This window comes from Streptomyces liliifuscus (assembly GCF_016598615.1).
Taxonomy (GTDB): domain Bacteria; phylum Actinomycetota; class Actinomycetes; order Streptomycetales; family Streptomycetaceae; genus Streptomyces; species Streptomyces liliifuscus.
On record NZ_CP066831.1, the window covers coordinates 5,335,133 to 5,350,787 of the forward strand.

Here is a 15,655-nt window from a genome sequence, read left to right on the forward strand (position 1 = left end):
ATCGGCTAGAATGCAAGGGTGTTCGATGGTTGCGGTCACGGCAAAAAGGCCCGACCCCTACTCCCAGGGGCCGGGCCTCCGCATTGTGAAATCCCTCTACCGTTACCAGCTCAACGGGTCATCGAGTAACCCGTCCCACCAGCGCCTCCACGCTCATCGCTCCCCAGCCTCCAACGCCCTGGCAACCGCCCGCCCGATCAACTGCCGACGCCGACGAGCCGACGCACCCGCAGGGATCGACACCACCACCGGACCAGCCGGCGGATTGAGGCGGGCCGACGACTCCGTCACCGCCGCAAGAACGGCATGCGCATCCATCGGCTTACGGTCGACCAGCTCCTTGATGCGAGCCAACTCGCACGCGAACGCGGGGTCCTTCTTCCAGGTGCCGATCGTCGCCGGATTCACACCGACCTCCTCGGCCACCGCCTTGTTGCTCTTACCGCCCGCCAGAGGCAACAACGCATCAACACGCTTCGCGTTCCGCTCACTCGGATTCATGAGGTGGAGCCCTTTCTACGAGATCGCTTCAGATCAGGCGGGCCATCGAGAGTCGGCAGATACGGCCGCCCCCGCGGACACGCCCGCGTCCCACGCTGCGGAGGAATCGGACCAGGCGGCCGGCCATGCCACTCGGGCTGCATCCAGTCGATGAACCACCAGTGTCTGCGCCACGCAGTCGTGACCGACAGATCGAGCGCGGCGGCGGCCTGACGGAAGGAAGCGCCAGCCATGACCCGCTCGAACACGGCAAAGCCCTGAGTGGCCTTGATCCCGAGATCCAGACGCAGATACGGATACGGGCCACCACGACGCGGCCCCCAACGCCCCGTTGAAGGTGAAACGTTTTCGACCAGGGAGCCGGGAGACGTCGGACGCGGCGCCTGCGAGATGGTCATCACGGTGGTCCTTTTCCTCGCGCGCGGTAGTGGTCAACTTGGGCCCGGCCGCCGCGGCGATGACCGGGCCCAAATCATCGAGCAGTGAATTTACGACCCAGGATTCTGCCTGCCATGGGCAAACAGGTGAGGCTGCGCCAACTGCGCCGCGTAGACATGCCCAACCTGCGGCAGAGGCGCCCGACCACGGTGAGCCGCCAAGGTCGCCTGATGCTCAGCCTGCTGCCGCTGCCGCTCCCGGCGGGCGTAACGCTCGGCCGTCGACACCGGCTCGTCATCCTCCTCGACGTCGTCCTCGTCAATCTCCTCCTCGTCGACGACTTCGTACTCCTCGTCCTCGTCGGGCGCCTCATCGGCGGCCGAGATGACGCCACGCGCCCGGAGCTCACCCATGCGGGCCTGCGCGCGAAGCTCCTCATCCCGCCGGTAACCAGGCAAGATCCGCGCGGCGATCCGCTCGGCAGTCGACTGCCCAGCCGTAGTACCGGGCTCCTCGTCGGCCCGCACCTCCGTACGCGCACGAATCCGCTCGGCGTGCACGGCCGCACTGGGGGTGACAGGCGGCCTACTCGGGTCCCTCATCGTTCTCCTCCTTCAACTGGACTACTTCGACCCGGGGGTACGGACTGGCCCGAACCCCCGGCGCAGGGCGGCCGTTGGGCGGGTCAACCGGCCTGGCCGACGGTGGCGAGGAACTCCGCGTTCTTCACGGGGTCCTGCAACTCGCGGGCGGAGGCCACCTGCAGCTCGTACATCCGCGGGGCGTTGCCCTCGTGCTCGGCGCACATCGTGATCCGCAGCGTGCTGATCTCGTCGGGGCGCAGCTGGCCGATGGTGACGCGGACCGCGACGACCCCGGGCTTCCCGCAGCTGTCGCTCTCGGCGCTGCACTCGCCCGTACGAACCGGGGTGGTCTGCACGGCGAACGTGGTGTCGCGGTCATCGCCGAGCGCGATCACCGCGACCTCGTCCGCGCGACGCAGGAGTTCGTCGACGTGGCACGGCTGGTCGAGCTCGCAGCGGCACGCGAACTGCACGTCAGCCTCGACCGTGGCCGCGAGGCGCACGAGGTCGGGGTTCTGGTCGAGGTGCCGCCGGTAGAGGCTGAGCGCCTCGGCGAGGGTGTGCCGTACTCCGCAGCTGGGGCACGGCGTCTTGCGTCCGCCGTCAACAGGGTGCGGGTTTGCGAACGGCGACTCGGCCAGGTGCGGGCGCTGCCGTCCGGCCCAGTGGGCGCGGGCGGGGAGCTGGGGGTGGAACATGTCGCCGGTCACCTGGACGCGGCGGGGGTGGGCGGTGGTCATCTTGGGTTCCTCCGTGGTCTGCTGGGGGTGGCCGGCCCCGATACCCGCGGGGCCGGCCGATTCCGTGTGCGGGCTACAGGCCGTGGGCGTCACGGGCGGCGGCGAAGATCTGGTCGACCTTGGCGTGCGCCGCAGGGGCGCCGTACGGCGAGTGGTCGGCGAGCTTGCGCATGCCGGCCTCGTTGATGACGAGGAGCGTGCGGCCGAAGGTGTCGGTGACGGTCTTGGTCTCGATGCCGAGTTCGGCGCAGAGGGCCTTGGCGTCGGCGTCGGTGAAGTTGTCGGTCATGTGGTGCTCCTTGGTGTGGTTGTCTGGGGGTGGCCCGCCCCATCTGCCTTGGGGCGGGCCGATGTCGTACGGGCGCAGTCAGACGAACATGACGAGCTGCTCGCCACTGCCCGTGATGACCGTCGCCTTCCTCGTCGCGGGCTCCGGCTCGGGCGTACGACCGTTGAGCCGGTCGTTGAGCGTGCGGATCTCGGCACGGACCTGGCCGGCCTTCTCCGCACGGAACGCGACGAACGTGCACGGCTCACAGCTCGCGGCGATACCGCGGCGCCAACTGCGGTGCTCGTGGCAGACGGCGCCCAGCTCCGGATGTGAGCCGGGCGCCTTGAGCGTCCAGACCTTCAGGTCGTAGCGGAGGCCGCGGAGTTCCTCGCGGACCTTCTTCTTGTCGTCGCGGGTGATGGTCACGGTGCTGCTCCTTCTTCGGGTTGGCCGGTCGCCGGGTGACGGCCGGAAGTTCCTACGCGTGAGCGGGCAGGTAACCGAGTACCGGCCGAGCCTCACGGCGGTGTCGTGGCTTCGAGGCGCTCCCTGATCCGTGCGAGCGCGTCGAGGAGTTCGAGGTGGTTCTCGTCGTCCCGTGTCCAGCCGCCGAGGCTGACGACGACGTGGACGAGCACGTCGTGTTGGGTGGCGCCGGCCTGCCACACGTCCCGGGCGTCCTGGCCGAGCTGGTGAAGCTGTCGTTCGAGTTCGGCGTCTGCCATGGGTGATCCGTTCACTCTCCGTGGTGTCGGAACTCTGGTGTCGGAACCCGGAAGTTCCGACAGTGGTTCGCGAACTGACCTGGGGATTCGCGCGGTACGTGACTCTCAACTCGATTGTTTTGTCTAGCAATGTCCGCATTCACCGAGAGAGACTGTCGGAACTTTCGTTCCGACGGTTCCGACGTTCCGACAGCACTCTCAGTCGCCACAGCTACTCCGGTGCCTTCGCACCAGCGGCGAGAAGGGCACCCTCGGAGAGAGCCACCAACCAGCCCTGCTCGCACCCGTACTGCAGCGCCGCGGGCCACAGGGAATCCTCCGCTCCGGACGCCCGGTACTTGTCGCGGTCCTTCGTCGCCACGCACGACCGGTTGACGTCGCGGGCGGGGATCTCCTCGCCCTTGCGTGTGAGGAAGCGGTGTGCCCGCTTGGCGACGTTGACGACGGAGGGGTGTACGCCGTTGACGACCTCGTACACGGCCGCCTGGGACTCTGCTGCGGTCAGCACCGCCTCGGCCCGCCGCGCGTCCGCCTCGACCTGCGTGCGCCGCCTGGCAGCTTCCTGGACTCGGTCTCGAACATTCCGGGAGGTCCGCCACATCACGGCCGCCAAGTCCCAGTCCTCATCCTTGACCTCCGTCCGCCCGTGCAAGAGGGCCAGCAGCGCGGCACACTTCAACCGCCACAGGGGCTCGTGCGTATCGAGCGGAGATTCAGCGCCTCGGCCGAAGGAGATCTCCAGCGCAAGTTCGTCGAGTTCCTCGGTGACGCGTTCGGGCACCGGGATGGTGAGGTCGCGCAGCGTGGACACCCACGTGGTGACGGGCGTGTCCTCACCGTTCCTCGTCGTCACGAGGACAGGGCCCGTGACCGCGGGCCTCTTCTTCGGGGTGTCGGGGCCAAGGGTGGCGTGAGCCCAGGCGAGGCGCTGCGGGAGGCCGATGGACCCCATCTCCAGCAGCTTCGCCGCGGGTTCCTCCTGCACGCCGAGGGACATCGAGAGGGTGTAGGCGTCCTCGGGTAGGGCGCGCCGCCGCTCGACCTCGGCGTTGGACGTCCCCTGCCGCTCGCTCATCCACGCCTTGCACAGGACGCCGTTGAGCGAGGCGGCTGCGGACATCTGTGCCATGGCGTCGAGGACGCTGCCTTCGGTGGCGAGGGCGTAGCCGCGGGTCCTCTTCTGCACGAGGACCTTCTTCTTCCCGTTGTCGTCGTCGGGGTCGGTCTCAAGGTCGAGGTAGGCGGCGATCAGGCCCTGCCCGGTGGAGATGTCGATGTACGCGAGGTCGACCATCGGGAACGGGGTGAGTTCTCTGGCTGCTTTCTCGGCCTGACCTTTGCCAGCTCCGGACGGCCCGAACAGTCCGCAGTACCACCCGATGGTCGCTGGCTGGTGGATGCCGCTGTCGACGCGGACGGTGGGGTCTGCCATGGCGGCGGTGCGAGCGAGGGCTGCGTGCAGGACTGCGTCCGGGGAAGTCCGGCGGGCCTGCGCCATCTGCCGAATCTGGCGGAGCACGGCCGTGGCACTCCAGAAGGTGGCGGGGAGCCGGTCCGCAGGCTCCGCGGTCGCCTCTCCGGTGCCCTCCGGGGGTTCGTCCTGCGGGCCGTCCCACGGGTCGTCTGCAATCAGTGCGCGGAGGCTCGCCTCGGTGTCGCGCTCCTGCGGCCCGTCCGGCATGCACCGTCGCTGTACCTCGGCGAGGACCGTCACGGGCAGTCGCCCGGCCGCCCCGCGAGCCTGTCGACCGGCTGCGGCCCGCATGATGTCGCGAGCCGCCTCCGAGGTGTTCCCGGCGTAGTGGAGGTGCGACCACAGGGTGCCGATCGTGAGCTTCCGCCCCGACGGAAGCGCACCCACCGGCAGGTCCGAGCGCTCGGACCAGTTCACTGCGACATGGTCGTTGCACTTCAGGCTGTACGCACTGCTCGGCGCATCACCGCCGGCAGTGGGGCGCAGCCACTGCTCCCACCCGCCGCTGTGCCTGGCGTACGTCCACCCCTCGGGTTCGAGGATCTCCCGAAACGTCAGCATGTCGGCGAGGACGTCGAGCGGCCCGTCACCGGTGTGCAGTCCCACCGGCCGCTCGCTCCGCGGCGGGGCCAAGGGCTCGCCCTTCCGCTGCGCCTTGCGCTCCTGCTTCTCCCGGGTGGCCTGCGCGAGGATCTCCTGAGCCGCAGGCGCGTGCTCCGTGATGAGCGCAGCCAACTCGGCGAGCCCGTACAGGACTCCGCTTCCGGAGCCGATCTTGGCCATGCGCTCGGGGCACTCCGGCTTGCGGTTGACGGTGCCAGGGAGCTTCATCAGCCGGTCGAGGTTGCTGACCTCGGTGTCCCATGACCAGCCGTACTGGTAAGCCTGCGCCCCGAGGATCGCTTGCACCCCGATGGTCAGGTCTTTCACCCGCGCCCGGTCGTCGTCGCTCTCGATGGTGAACGCCTCGTCGAGCAGCCACACAGGGTTGTAGCCGCCGCCCGACTCGGTCCATCCAGTGGGCTCAGGGAGCGGTGACTCGGCAACCACCTTGGCCACTGCTTCGGCGTCCGGAGGCGCGGGCAGATCATCAGGGCTCGGCTTGTGACCGAGGGTGCCGTAGTCCCCGTCCGCCCACAGATGGGTGAGGTCGTAGGCCGCCGCTTCACCGCCGCGCCCCTCCGGCGGCCGTGTAGCCACGGTGGTGGACTGGAAGTAGATGCCCTGCGGCTTCCGGCGGTCGAGCTTCATGGCGTACTGCACCGCCGCCGCCCGACCCCCGTCGGTCGTGGGGAAGAAGTCGTACTCCAGTCGCCCCCCGCCGACGGCGGCCGCGATGCTGAGCTGCCCAGTCGCGTGAGAGAACGCGGTGTCGAGCCATGCCCGGATCGCTTCCGGGTCGGCGGTCAGCTGTGGCTGCACGTCGTTCACTCGGGGTGCTCCATCTTGTTCTTCGCGACCTTCTCGGCGATGGCAAGAAGATCTGCGACCCATCTCCGGGCGGAGGCGCGGACGGCCCGCGGGGAGGGCTGCTCGTCGAGGTGCGCACGGATGCTGTCGAGCACGAGGGCACGCCGCGCGCGTTCGCGGTGGTACTGCGCGAGCAGGCGCTCACGGTCGTACTCGTCGGAGTCCCCGGCTGTCGTGGCGGCCAGGGTTCCGAGAGCGGGGCGGGTGGTCACCCGGTCCTCGTCAGAAGCTGGACCGCCCGCAGCTCGGCGCGCACCCGGTTCCGGGCCGTGCGCTCCGTACCCGCGAGCGTCGACGTGCCGCTGCCTCGCCGGTCGTTGGCGCGGTGCGGCCGGTATCCGTGCCGCTTGCGCCCGCTGCGGTTCTTCGCCGCGCGCACGTCCTGTCTGGTGTCGGCGCGGTATGCCAAGATGTTCACGGTGATGGATCCACTTCTGTGAAGCGATTCCCTGGGTGCTGTCGAGGCGGCCTGGGGTTTCGCGCTTTCTCGGGTCTGTTGCTTGGCGCCCCTCGCCGCTGGTGCTGAAGACACCGGCGCCGGGGGGCTGTCTCATGAGCCCCGGAGGGGGCGGATCACCGCCGAAACGTCAGGGGTACAACCGCATGAGGCATGCGGTGCGCCGCCTGTGACCTGCGAGTACTCGCCCTGTTGGCACGGCGATGGCACGCTCGGGGTGGCCTGCGGAACAGACTCCGGGGCGTACAGGAGGGCGATCAGGTCCCGCGTCGGAATCTTGATCTTCCGACCGATGCGGAGCACGCGGGTCAGCTCCCACTCGCCCCGTCGGATCGCCGCGTAGATCGTGTCCGAGTTGACCTCCACGATCGCGGCGGTCGTCGGAACGTCGGTCGTCGGGCCGAGCGCTTCGATGGCTTCGCGCGTCCACGCGGTCACGACGCGCACTCCCGTGACTCGCCGATCCCGAGGTACTTGCACACCTCGGTCGGGTTGTAGCGCACGAGCCGGGGGCCGATCTTGCGCGGTCGAGGACCGATCCCGAGGCGCGCCCAACGCTTCACCGTGTCGGGGTGCACCCCCGCCAGTGACGCGTACTCGCGTCTCGTCATCCCCCGCGTGTTGTTCGCTGAGGTGCCGATTGCGGCATGTTCGTTGTCCACGCTGCTAAGGGTGCACGAGGGGGTGCAAGGTGTCAATAAACGCTGTACCGTCATCTGAGAAAACGGACTCTATGGTGAAGGCGGCGGCGCGTGAGTGAAGAAGAGTGGAGGTCCCGGCTCGTCTACGTCGTGGCCCAACAGGTCCGGCGACGTCGGCTGGAGATCGGCCTCAGCGTCCAGAAGTTCGCGGACATCTGCGCCGAGGAGTACGGGCTCCCGCTCAAAAGGTCGGTGCTGGCCAACTTCGAGGGCGGCCGGCGGCCCGCGCTGAGCGTGGTGGAACTGCTGGTCTTCGCCCGCATCCTCGCCGTCCCCCCGGCTGAACTGCTCTTCCCTGTCGGGCGAGAGGAGGAGACAGAGGTACTCCCCGACGTCCCGGCGGACACCTGGTCCGCTCTGAAGTGGTTCACGGGCGAAAGCGACCGGCTCCCCAATGACGACGAATTCACCCAGGACAACAGGACAGTCGGGCTGTATCGAGACCACGACCGGCTGATCGCAGAGTGGTGGGCCAGCCGCCAGAAGCTCACCGGCATCCTCGCCACATTCAGGGACCCGGAGCTGAAGCAGTTCCGGGCGGAACCCGATCCCGACTCGGTCGATGAGCTTCGGATGCGGGACGCCTCGGACGCTATGCGGGCAGCAGAGGAAGCGGTCCAGATTGTCCGCCAACAGATGCGCGAACTGGGGCTTACTCCGCCAGCGCTCGGGCTGGAGTCCGCCTACATCGAGCCTGAGTCCTTCGAGGGGTCGACGCTCGATGACCTCGCCCGCACCGTCTCCGACATCAAGCGGATCAGCCTGCATGATGCGGTCCGCGAGGTGTACCGGCGCGCTGGCGAGGTGCCGCCTGCGGAGCCGGACATCCCGATGGAACCGATCGACACCATGCGAGAGGAAGACGACGAGACGTGAAGCCCTACAAGGCTTGCTCGTGCCGGGACCCGGAGACGAAACGGCTCCTCGGGAAGAAGTGCCCGAACCTGCCGAAGAAGGGGCACGGCGGCTGGTACGCCCGGTACGAGGCGCCCAAGTCCGCATCCGGGAATCGCCGGCAGCCGCGCGTCGGCCCGTACACCACGGAGACGGAGTGCAAGAAGGAGCTGGCCAAGGTCCTCGGCACGGCCGCCAACCCGAAGGCACACGACGAGCGGAAGACCACGCTCGGCGAGTACCTCGAACGCCGGTACAAGTGGCGGACGTCGGAGGCCGAGACCGGCGAGGGCCTGAAGAAGAGCACGCTCGACAGCGAGCGCGAGGCCATCGACCTCTACCTGAATCCCGGCCTCGGTCACATCAAGGTCGTCGACCTGGACGACGAGCACATCCGCGAGCTGTACGCCGCGATGCGGAAGATCAACCGGCCCGACGAGCGGACCGAGCGGACCGAGGTCCTGCGCCGGCTGCAGGAAGTCCGGGCAGTGCGAGACGGGAAGCGGCTGCACAGTCGGCCCATCTCGGAGTCGCGCATCCGGCGCGTACACGCGGTGCTGCACGGCGCTCTCGCGGACGCGTCGAAGCTGTCGAAGATCCGGACTGACAACCCGGCTGACGGGGTCTGGCGGTCGAAGGGAGGGAAGCGCAAGCAGGGCCGCGCGAAGCCCCTGCTCTGGACGAGCGAGCGTGTCGAGCAGTGGGAGAAGACCGGCGTCATCCCGGCGAAGGTCATGGTGTGGACGTCCGACCAGTGCGGAGCGTTCCTCGACTTCGCCGAGGCCAGCGAGGAGCGCCTGTATCCGGCGTTCGTCTTGGATGCGTACTACGGTCCGCGCCGCGGCGAGCTGGTCGGTGCCGAGGAGCAAGACCTCAGCCTCGAACGGAAGCGGCTGCACGTCCTGCAAGCCCAGTCGGATGACGAGCTGGACGACACGAAGACCGAGGCCGGCTACCGGCAGATCCCGCTGCATGACGGCCTCGTCACCGTGCTGAAGGCGTGGCACAAGCGCAAGCTGCGCGAGCGCTTCCAGTGGGGCGAGGCCTATCAGGATGCGGGGCGCGTCTTCTGCTACGAGGACGGCACGGCGCTGAAGCCTGAGTACCTGTCGAGTCGCTTCCGGATCTTGATCGAGCGGTACGGCAACATCCGCGCGAAGGCCGAGGAGGGCTGGTCTGTCGAGCGGATCGCCCGGAAGTACCGGACGACCGAGGCGGCCGTCGAGGTGGCGCTCCGCATGCCGCTGCCGCCGATCCGTCTCCATGATCTGCGGCACGGCGCGGCGACGATGCTGATCGCTTCCGGGGTGGACGACAAGTTCGTGAGCGAGGTTCTCGGCCACGCAAGCGTGAGCTTTACAAAAGACGTCTACGCCGTGGTGGCCGAGGAGTTGGCGGAGGACGCCACGCGCCGGATCGCCGCCTTCATTCCCCGCCAGAATCGCCTTTCCGCGGTTGGTGCCAGCACCGTGCCATCTGGGGGCTGAAAGTGGCCCTGAACGCAAACCAGGGAGCCCATGCCGATTGGCACGAACTCCCTGGTCAGGTGGCGGAGGCGGAGGGATTTGAACCCTCGATGGGATTGAAGTCCCAAACCGCATTAGCAGTGCGGCGCCATAGACCGGACTAGGCGACGCCTCCAGCACAACCGTCCGCGCGAGCGCGAATGGTGCGTGCAGATGATGACACAGCCGAGCGGGCTGTCACCAATCGCCCCCCACGGTACTAGGCGGAAAGGTCAGAGGGCAAAGCCCATCCCGCGGCGCAACGTCATGGCGCGGACGGCGTTAGAGGAGTGGGGCGCACGCCCCCGGACGACGAGACAGAGACGGGACAGACAAGACAGGCGAGAGACGAGAAGCCAGAGACGAAGGACGAGAGACGAGACACCGGAGCCCGACACGGAGGTCGTCCCTCAAGTCCCCGCCGAACAGGTCCCCGCCGGCAGGTCCCGTCGATCCGCCTCACCCATTGGAGCCCTCATGCTGCGCCGCCTCGCCCTCACCGTCGCCACCTCCGCCGCCGCGTCCCTCGCGGCGCTGTCCGCGGCGCCGCCGGCCGCGTACGCCGCGTCGGTTCCCGTCATGCCGCCGCCGGTGAGCGGGGCGGACGGCGCCGACCGGCTCACCGTGACCGTGAGCAAGGCGGGCGGCGGCAAGGACGGGACGTTCGAACTGGACTGTCACCCGGTGGGCGGCAGCCACCCCGACGCCCGGGCCGCCTGCGACCAGTTGGACCGGAAGACCACCTGGGGCAAGGACCCGTTCGCGCCGGCCGCGCGGGGTGGAATGTGCACCATGCAGTACGGCGGTCCGGCCACCGCGCACGTCACGGGGACCTGGGCCGGACGGCCGGTCGACGCGACGTACGCGCGCGCCGATGGTTGCGAGATCGCACGCTGGGACGCGCTCGTGCCCGTGCTTCCGGGGTTCGGATCGTAGAAATGCCCGCTTTTGGGAAGTTCGGTGCGTGGGGAACGAAAGGCCGAGTGGACAGGAATCGCACAGCGGGCTCATGGGCCGAGGGGGCGAAACGCACGGTCACAAGTTCTCCGTGTCTTCTGCGTCCGTTCTGCGTCCCCTCTACGTGCGACCTCCCTCTCATCCGGCGCCGCGAGCGCAACCACTGCCCGTAGACTCCCTCGCGTGACACGTCGCGGACCGGTTGGCAAGATGGCACCCGCGGTCGGCAAGGTGCGGTAACAGGGAGGAAGCGTCTCGTGAGCAGCAGGCCATCCCGAGGCGCTGCTCGCCTCGCAGCCATACTCGACGCGCTTCCCGATGCGTTGGTGCTGGTCAACGCCAATGGAACGGTCGTCAACGCCAACACCATCGCCCTGGAGGCCTTCGAGGCCCCAGGCACGGCGCTCGTCGGTCGCGGCCTGCTGGATCTGCTGCCGCAGTTCGACTCCAGGCTCATCCCCGGCACGATGCGGCGGCCCGACACCGTCGACGAGAGCGGTCGCACCAGGCCCACCCGGATGATCGCCCGCCGCACCGACGGCAGCGAGTTCCCGGTCGAGGTCACCAGCGCGAACCTGGAGAACGGCCAGCAGGCGTACGACGGTTACGGCTACACCAGCGATGAGCTGCTGATGCTCGTCGTACGCGACCTCTCCGGCACCGTCGACACCGAGGCCGAGCTCGCCCGTTCGCAGCGGCAGACGGAGATGATCCTGCGGGCCGCCGCCGAGGGTGTCGTGGGAACGGACACCGAGGGACGCGTCGTTCTCGTCAACCCGGCCGCCGCTCAGATACTGGGTTTCCGGGCCAGCGACCTGGGCGGGCAGGAACTGCACCCGCTGATGCTGCACTCGCGCGCCGACGGCGAGCCCTTCCCGTACGAGGAGTCGCCGCTCGCCGACACCCTGCGCTCCGGGCGCAAGCACCGGGTGCGCGGGCAGGTCCTGTGGTCCAAGAGCGGTGACAAGGTGCCGGTCGACCTGACCACCGCGCCCGTACGGGACGGTGACCAGCTCGTCGGGGCCGTGATGACCTTCACGGACCGCCGGCCGTACGACTCGCTGGCGGAGGAGAAGGACGCCGAGGCCCAGCGCCACCAGGAAGAGCTCGAACGGGCCGCCGAGGAGCACGCGAAGGAGCTGGCGGCGCTCCGCGAGGAGCACGGCACTCAGCTCGCCGAGCTTAGTGAGCGGCACGAGGAGGAGCTGGCCGCCGGTGACGACCGGTACGCGGCACTCGCCGAGCGCGAGAAGGACCGCTACGAGGCACTGGCCGCGCGGCACGAACAGCTGCTCGCCGTGCTCGGGCGTTCCCTGCGCGGGCCGCTGGATCAGCTGCGGACCGAGCTGTCGGTCCTCGCCGCGGACGACGCCGGGCAGTTGTGGCCCGAGGCCAACCAGGTGCTGCACCACCTCTCGGCGGGCTACTCGCGCATCACCACGCTCGTCGACAACGTGCTCGCCTACCAGCGCCTCGACTCCGGGACCGAAGAGGTCACGCGTACGAAGGTGATGCTGGACGCGGTCGTCGCGGCCGGTGTCGACGGGGCGGTCGAGCTGATCGGGCCCGGACGGGTGCAGTTCGCCGTGCACGCGCCGCCCATCGAGGCCGAGGTCGACCCGCAGCGGCTCGCGACGGCGCTCGCGCACCTCGTCGCGGACGTCGCGGGCGTCGACTCCACGGGCAACGCGCCGGTCTCGGCCGGTGGCTACATGGACAACACCGTCGTCGTCGCGGCCGCGCAGCGCGGCGAGGTTGTACGGATCGAGGTGCGCGGGCCGTACACCGGGGGAGACCCGGTGCACGAGCCGATCGTGCGCGGCATCGTGCGCGCGCACGGCGGAGTGCTGCAGACGCACGAGGTTCCCGGGATGAGCGGCAGCGCGTTCGTTCTCGAGGTGCCGATCGGGGGCGGGGCCGGGGCGGTTCCGGCTCCCGGTGCGGACGCCGGAATGGCCGTGGCCGTGAGTACGGGTACGGGTCCGGGCGGCGGTGTGGATCCGGGCTCGGCTCCGGGCGGTGGCGGCGTCGGTTCCGCGGTCGCGCTGCCCGAACAGGCCTCACCGCAGGGCGGGGGGCGACGACGGGCCCGGCGGGCTTCCGTCGACGCCTTCCTGGAGAGCGAGGTCGGGCCCTCGACGGAGACGGCCGTGCCCACCGGGCGGCGCAGGCGCGCTGCCGGGGACAGTGGCGGAGGCGGGGCTCAGCTCGCGCTTCCCGCTCAGGTCTCGGCCGACGAGGGCGGCGCCGAGGGTTCCGGTGGGACCGGACGGCGGCGAGGGCGGCCCAGTCCGGCCGAGGGCGACGGCGTCTCCGAGGGCGCGGTCGTGACCGCCGCCGAGCACGCCGCCGGTGCCGCTGCCACGGGGCTGGGGGAGACCGTGCCTCCGCAGGGCGTGCCCGTACCCGCCGGTGGACGGCGAGCGCGACGGGACGGCGAACGGCAGGCGCTGCCGGCGGCATTGCCCGCGGCTCCTTCGCCCACTCCGGACGCGGGTGCCGCCGGGGACGCCAGTGGTGGCACACCTCAGCCGACGGGACGGCGTCGGCGTGCGCTGGCCGCCGCGGCCGAGCGTGCGGCGGCGCAGGAGGCGGGGCCGCGCGCGGTGTTCGCGCTCCCGCCAGCCGAGGCGGACCGCTCTCCCGAGTACGCCGCCCAGCAGGCCGAAGCACACGGCCAGGCAGCCCTCACCCAAGCGCCCGTCGGTCAGCCGGCTCTCAGCCAGGCAGCGCTGGGACATGCTCCCGCCCAGGCCGACGACGGACGCCACGACATGGCTTCGCACAACGCGGCCGACGATCACACGCCGCCCCAGCCTCATCCGTTGCAGGCGCCCAGCGGGCGTCGGCGGGCTCGACAGGCGGCGGGCGAGTTCGATGCGGCCACCGCCACCGGGGTGCCGGGAGTTCCCGGGCAGATGGCTCCGGCGCAGGGTGCTCCCCAGGCCCAGGCCCAGGCCCAGGGTGTGCAGGGTGCGCCCGTCGCTCCGGGACAGGCCGTGGCGGTTCCGGGTCAGGGAGTTCCTGGACCAGGGGCTCCTGGGCAGGGAATGCCCGCGCAACTGGGTCCCGTACAGGGCGTTCCCGGGCAGGCGCTGCCCTTGCCCGGACAGCTGCCCCAGGCGCAGGGCGTACCCGGTGAGGGCATGGCGCCGCAGGCTGCTTCCGGGCAGCCTCTGCCCGTCGCCGTGCCTGCCCAGGAGAACCAGGGAATCCAGGGAAACCCCGGTCAGGGCGCCCCCGCCCAGGCCGGCCCCGGCGGTCCCGTTCCCGGGCAGGCCGTTCCTCCGCAGGGCATGCCGCAACCGGGTGCTCCGGGGCAGGCCCTTCCGCCGCAGGCTGTGCCGGGCCAAGCTGCTCCGGCCGGTGCGGCGGGCCCCGCGGGAGCCATCGGCCCCGGCGGAATCCCGGCAGCCGCTGTGCCCGCCCAGGGCACCCAGGCCCCCGCGCAGAACGCCCAGCAGCAGCCGCCCCAGACCCCCGCAGACGCGGCTGCGGCACAGCAGCCCTGGCCCGGTGCGGCCGACACCTCCGGCGCCGGAGTCCCCGTACAGCCGGAGGCCGGTGCGGCGGGGCAGCCCTGGCCGGGTACGGCCGACGGACCGGCGGAACCGGAGCCCGCGGCCGCGCCTGCCTCGGAGCAGCCCCGTGCCGCCCAGCCGCTCCCCGCCGAGGCCACGGCGCCTCCCGTCGACCCCAACTCGACGCAGGGCCGCGCGTTCAGCGTCCGTACGCTCGGGCAGGGCGTCCCGTTCGGGCGCCGTATGACGGACGCGCAGCAGCCCCGGCCGAGCCGGCCCGCGTCCCCGACGCCCCAGCCGATTCCTCAGGCACAGTCGCAGGCTCAAGCTCAGGTCCAAGCCCAACCCCAGGCCCAGGGCGCTCCGCAGCCCCAGGCGCCCACGCCTCCTCCGCACTCGACCAACGGCTCCGGGCGGCGTCGTAAGCTCGGCACCCGTCCCGAGCCCGTCGTCGAGGCAGCCGAGCAGTCGGACACGGCGGCCCGCCCGCACCCGCAGGGCGGCGGAGCCCAGTCCCGGCTGGCCAACACGACCGAGGGCACCGGCCGTTCGTACGCCATAGGAGCCCCTGACGAGAACGCCGATGAGGGCCCCGAGCCGCTCGACGGCCCCGGCGGGGCGGTCGAGGTCGCGAATCAGCCCCATCCGCAGCCGATGGACGACGAGCTGCCCCCGGAGCCGCTCGACAACCCGCGCCGGCTGCTGGTCTGGCCCGCGCCGGACATCACCACCCAGCAGGCGCTCAGCGACCGCGGCTACCGGCCCGTCATCGTGCACTCGCGCGAGGAGGTCGACGCGCAGATCGCCGCCTTCCCGGCCGCGCTCTTCGTCGACCCGCTCACCGGCCCGATCACGCGCACGGCGCTCCAGTCGCTGCGTCAGGCCGCCGTCGCCGCCGAGGTCCCGGTCCTAGTGACAGCGGGCCTCGGTCAGGCGACCCGTGAGGCGGCGTACGGCGCGGACCCGGCCGTACTCCTCAAGGCCCTGGCTCCGCGCGACAGCGAGCAGCACCCGCCGCGGGTCCTGCTCATCGAGGAGCACGCGGAGATCGCGCTGGCGCTGACCTCGACGCTGGAGCGGCGCGGGATGCAGGTCGCACGCGCCTCGTCGGACGAGGACGCCGTCACGCTGGCCTCGCAGATGCGGCCGAACCTGGTCGTGATGGACCTGATGCAGGTACGCCGCCGACGTGCCGGAATCGTCGACTGGCTGCGGGCGAACGGCCAGCTCAACCGCACCCCGCTCGTCGTCTACACCGCCGCCGTCGACCCGACCGAACTGCCGCGGCTCGCGGCGGGGGAGACGGTGCTGTTCCTCGCGGAACGGTCGACGAGTACCGAGGTGCAGGGCCGGATCGTGGACCTGCTGGCGCGCATCGGCACGAACTGAGCGCCCTTCCTGCCCAGCACCGCTGGTTCCGTGAGAAGTGCGCGTGCGCATACGTGAGTTGGGGCGTTGTTTCACGTGAAACAACGCC

General features: G+C 70.4%; 16 protein-coding genes and 1 tRNA gene. 4 read left to right on the forward strand and 13 right to left on the reverse strand.

Translation table 11 applies throughout. The features are described 5' to 3' along the window. Positions 1-153 precede the first annotated feature (153 nt). The 12 genes from JEQ17_RS22765 to JEQ17_RS22820 form a co-directional block, all read right to left on the reverse strand. Positions 154-501 carry a hypothetical protein gene (locus tag JEQ17_RS22765; RefSeq protein WP_200396948.1) on the reverse strand — a complete coding sequence of 116 codons (348 nt, stop codon included), beginning with the start codon at positions 499-501 and terminating at the stop codon, positions 154-156. Then, positions 498-899 (reverse strand): hypothetical protein, encoded by a 402-nt coding sequence (locus tag JEQ17_RS22770; protein WP_200396949.1) that lies wholly within the window; start codon positions 897-899, stop codon positions 498-500. Before JEQ17_RS22770 ends, JEQ17_RS22765 begins: the two co-directional genes overlap by 4 nt. A 90-nt stretch (positions 900-989) precedes the next feature. Next, the gene (locus JEQ17_RS22775) at positions 990-1,439 is read right to left on the reverse strand and encodes a hypothetical protein (protein WP_200396950.1); all 450 of its coding nucleotides are present in this window, start codon (positions 1,437-1,439) and stop codon (positions 990-992) included. Between the two features lie 125 nt (positions 1,440-1,564). Further along, entirely contained in the window at positions 1,565-2,203 is a 639-nt protein-coding gene (locus JEQ17_RS22780) for a DUF4326 domain-containing protein (RefSeq protein WP_200396951.1), read from the reverse strand. A 73-nt stretch (positions 2,204-2,276) separates the two neighbouring features. Further along, complete coding sequence (locus JEQ17_RS22785) at positions 2,277-2,492, reverse strand: hypothetical protein (protein ID WP_200396952.1); 216 nt, start codon at positions 2,490-2,492, stop codon at positions 2,277-2,279. A 78-nt stretch (positions 2,493-2,570) separates the two neighbouring features. Then, positions 2,571-2,900, reverse strand: a complete 330-nt coding sequence (locus JEQ17_RS22790) for a hypothetical protein (RefSeq protein WP_200396953.1) — start codon at positions 2,898-2,900, stop codon at positions 2,571-2,573. A 92-nt stretch (positions 2,901-2,992) separates the two neighbouring features. Further along, positions 2,993-3,199, reverse strand: coding sequence for a hypothetical protein (locus tag JEQ17_RS22795; protein WP_200396954.1), 207 nt, complete (start codon positions 3,197-3,199; stop codon positions 2,993-2,995). A 211-nt stretch (positions 3,200-3,410) separates the two neighbouring features. Next, positions 3,411-6,104 carry a hypothetical protein gene (locus JEQ17_RS22800; protein ID WP_200396955.1) on the reverse strand — a complete coding sequence of 898 codons (2,694 nt, stop codon included), beginning with the start codon at positions 6,102-6,104 and terminating at the stop codon, positions 3,411-3,413. Beyond that, on the reverse strand, positions 6,101-6,355 hold the full coding sequence (locus tag JEQ17_RS22805) for a hypothetical protein (protein WP_200396956.1): 255 nt from the start codon (positions 6,353-6,355) through the stop codon (positions 6,101-6,103). Before JEQ17_RS22805 ends, JEQ17_RS22800 begins: the two co-directional genes overlap by 4 nt. After that, entirely contained in the window at positions 6,352-6,561 is a 210-nt protein-coding gene (locus tag JEQ17_RS22810; protein ID WP_200396957.1) for a hypothetical protein, read from the reverse strand. The genes JEQ17_RS22805 and JEQ17_RS22810 overlap by 4 nt, the downstream gene beginning before the upstream one ends. Positions 6,562-6,693: 132 nt before the next feature. Beyond that, positions 6,694-7,047: a DNA-binding protein gene (locus JEQ17_RS22815; RefSeq protein ID WP_234048322.1), complete on the reverse strand. Its 354-nt coding sequence runs from the start codon at positions 7,045-7,047 to the stop codon at positions 6,694-6,696. Further along, complete coding sequence (locus JEQ17_RS22820; RefSeq protein ID WP_200396958.1) at positions 7,035-7,211, reverse strand: helix-turn-helix transcriptional regulator; 177 nt, start codon at positions 7,209-7,211, stop codon at positions 7,035-7,037. The genes JEQ17_RS22815 and JEQ17_RS22820 overlap by 13 nt, the downstream gene beginning before the upstream one ends. 141 nt (positions 7,212-7,352) lie before the next feature. Between JEQ17_RS22820 and JEQ17_RS22825 the strand changes: the two genes are divergently transcribed. Both JEQ17_RS22825 and JEQ17_RS22830 read left to right on the forward strand, forming a co-directional pair. Then, positions 7,353-8,177 carry a helix-turn-helix domain-containing protein gene (locus tag JEQ17_RS22825; protein WP_200396959.1) on the forward strand — a complete coding sequence of 275 codons (825 nt, stop codon included), beginning with the start codon at positions 7,353-7,355 and terminating at the stop codon, positions 8,175-8,177. Then, positions 8,174-9,682, forward strand: a complete 1,509-nt coding sequence (locus tag JEQ17_RS22830; RefSeq protein WP_200396960.1) for a site-specific integrase — start codon at positions 8,174-8,176, stop codon at positions 9,680-9,682. Before JEQ17_RS22825 ends, JEQ17_RS22830 begins: the two co-directional genes overlap by 4 nt. Before the next feature lie 60 nt (positions 9,683-9,742). On the opposite strand, the gene JEQ17_RS22835 is transcribed toward JEQ17_RS22830, so the two are convergent. Further along, positions 9,743-9,836: transfer RNA gene (locus tag JEQ17_RS22835), tRNA-Ser, on the reverse strand. A gap of 341 nt (positions 9,837-10,177) precedes the next feature. On the opposite strand from JEQ17_RS22835, the gene JEQ17_RS22840 reads away from it, so the two are divergent. Continuing rightward, positions 10,178-10,636, forward strand: coding sequence for an SSI family serine proteinase inhibitor (locus tag JEQ17_RS22840; RefSeq protein ID WP_200396961.1), 459 nt, complete (start codon positions 10,178-10,180; stop codon positions 10,634-10,636). 278 nt (positions 10,637-10,914) lie between these two features. Then, on the forward strand, positions 10,915-15,567 hold the full coding sequence (locus tag JEQ17_RS22845) for a PAS domain-containing protein (protein WP_200396962.1): 4,653 nt from the start codon (positions 10,915-10,917) through the stop codon (positions 15,565-15,567). Positions 15,568-15,655 lie beyond the last annotated feature (88 nt).

Coding starts and splice junctions, on each gene's coding strand:
- JEQ17_RS22765 (WP_200396948.1), bottom strand. CDS start 501: ATGAATCCGAGTGAGCGGAACGCGAAGCGTGTTGATGCGTTGTTGCCT.
- JEQ17_RS22770 (WP_200396949.1), bottom strand. CDS start 899: ATGACCATCTCGCAGGCGCCGCGTCCGACGTCTCCCGGCTCCCTGGTC.
- JEQ17_RS22780 (WP_200396951.1), bottom strand. CDS start 2,203: ATGACCACCGCCCACCCCCGCCGCGTCCAGGTGACCGGCGACATGTTC.
- JEQ17_RS22785 (WP_200396952.1), bottom strand. CDS start 2,492: ATGACCGACAACTTCACCGACGCCGACGCCAAGGCCCTCTGCGCCGAA.
- JEQ17_RS22795 (WP_200396954.1), bottom strand. CDS start 3,199: ATGGCAGACGCCGAACTCGAACGACAGCTTCACCAGCTCGGCCAGGAC.
- JEQ17_RS22820 (WP_200396958.1), bottom strand. CDS start 7,211: ATGACGAGACGCGAGTACGCGTCACTGGCGGGGGTGCACCCCGACACG.
- JEQ17_RS22840 (WP_200396961.1), top strand. CDS start 10,178: ATGCTGCGCCGCCTCGCCCTCACCGTCGCCACCTCCGCCGCCGCGTCC.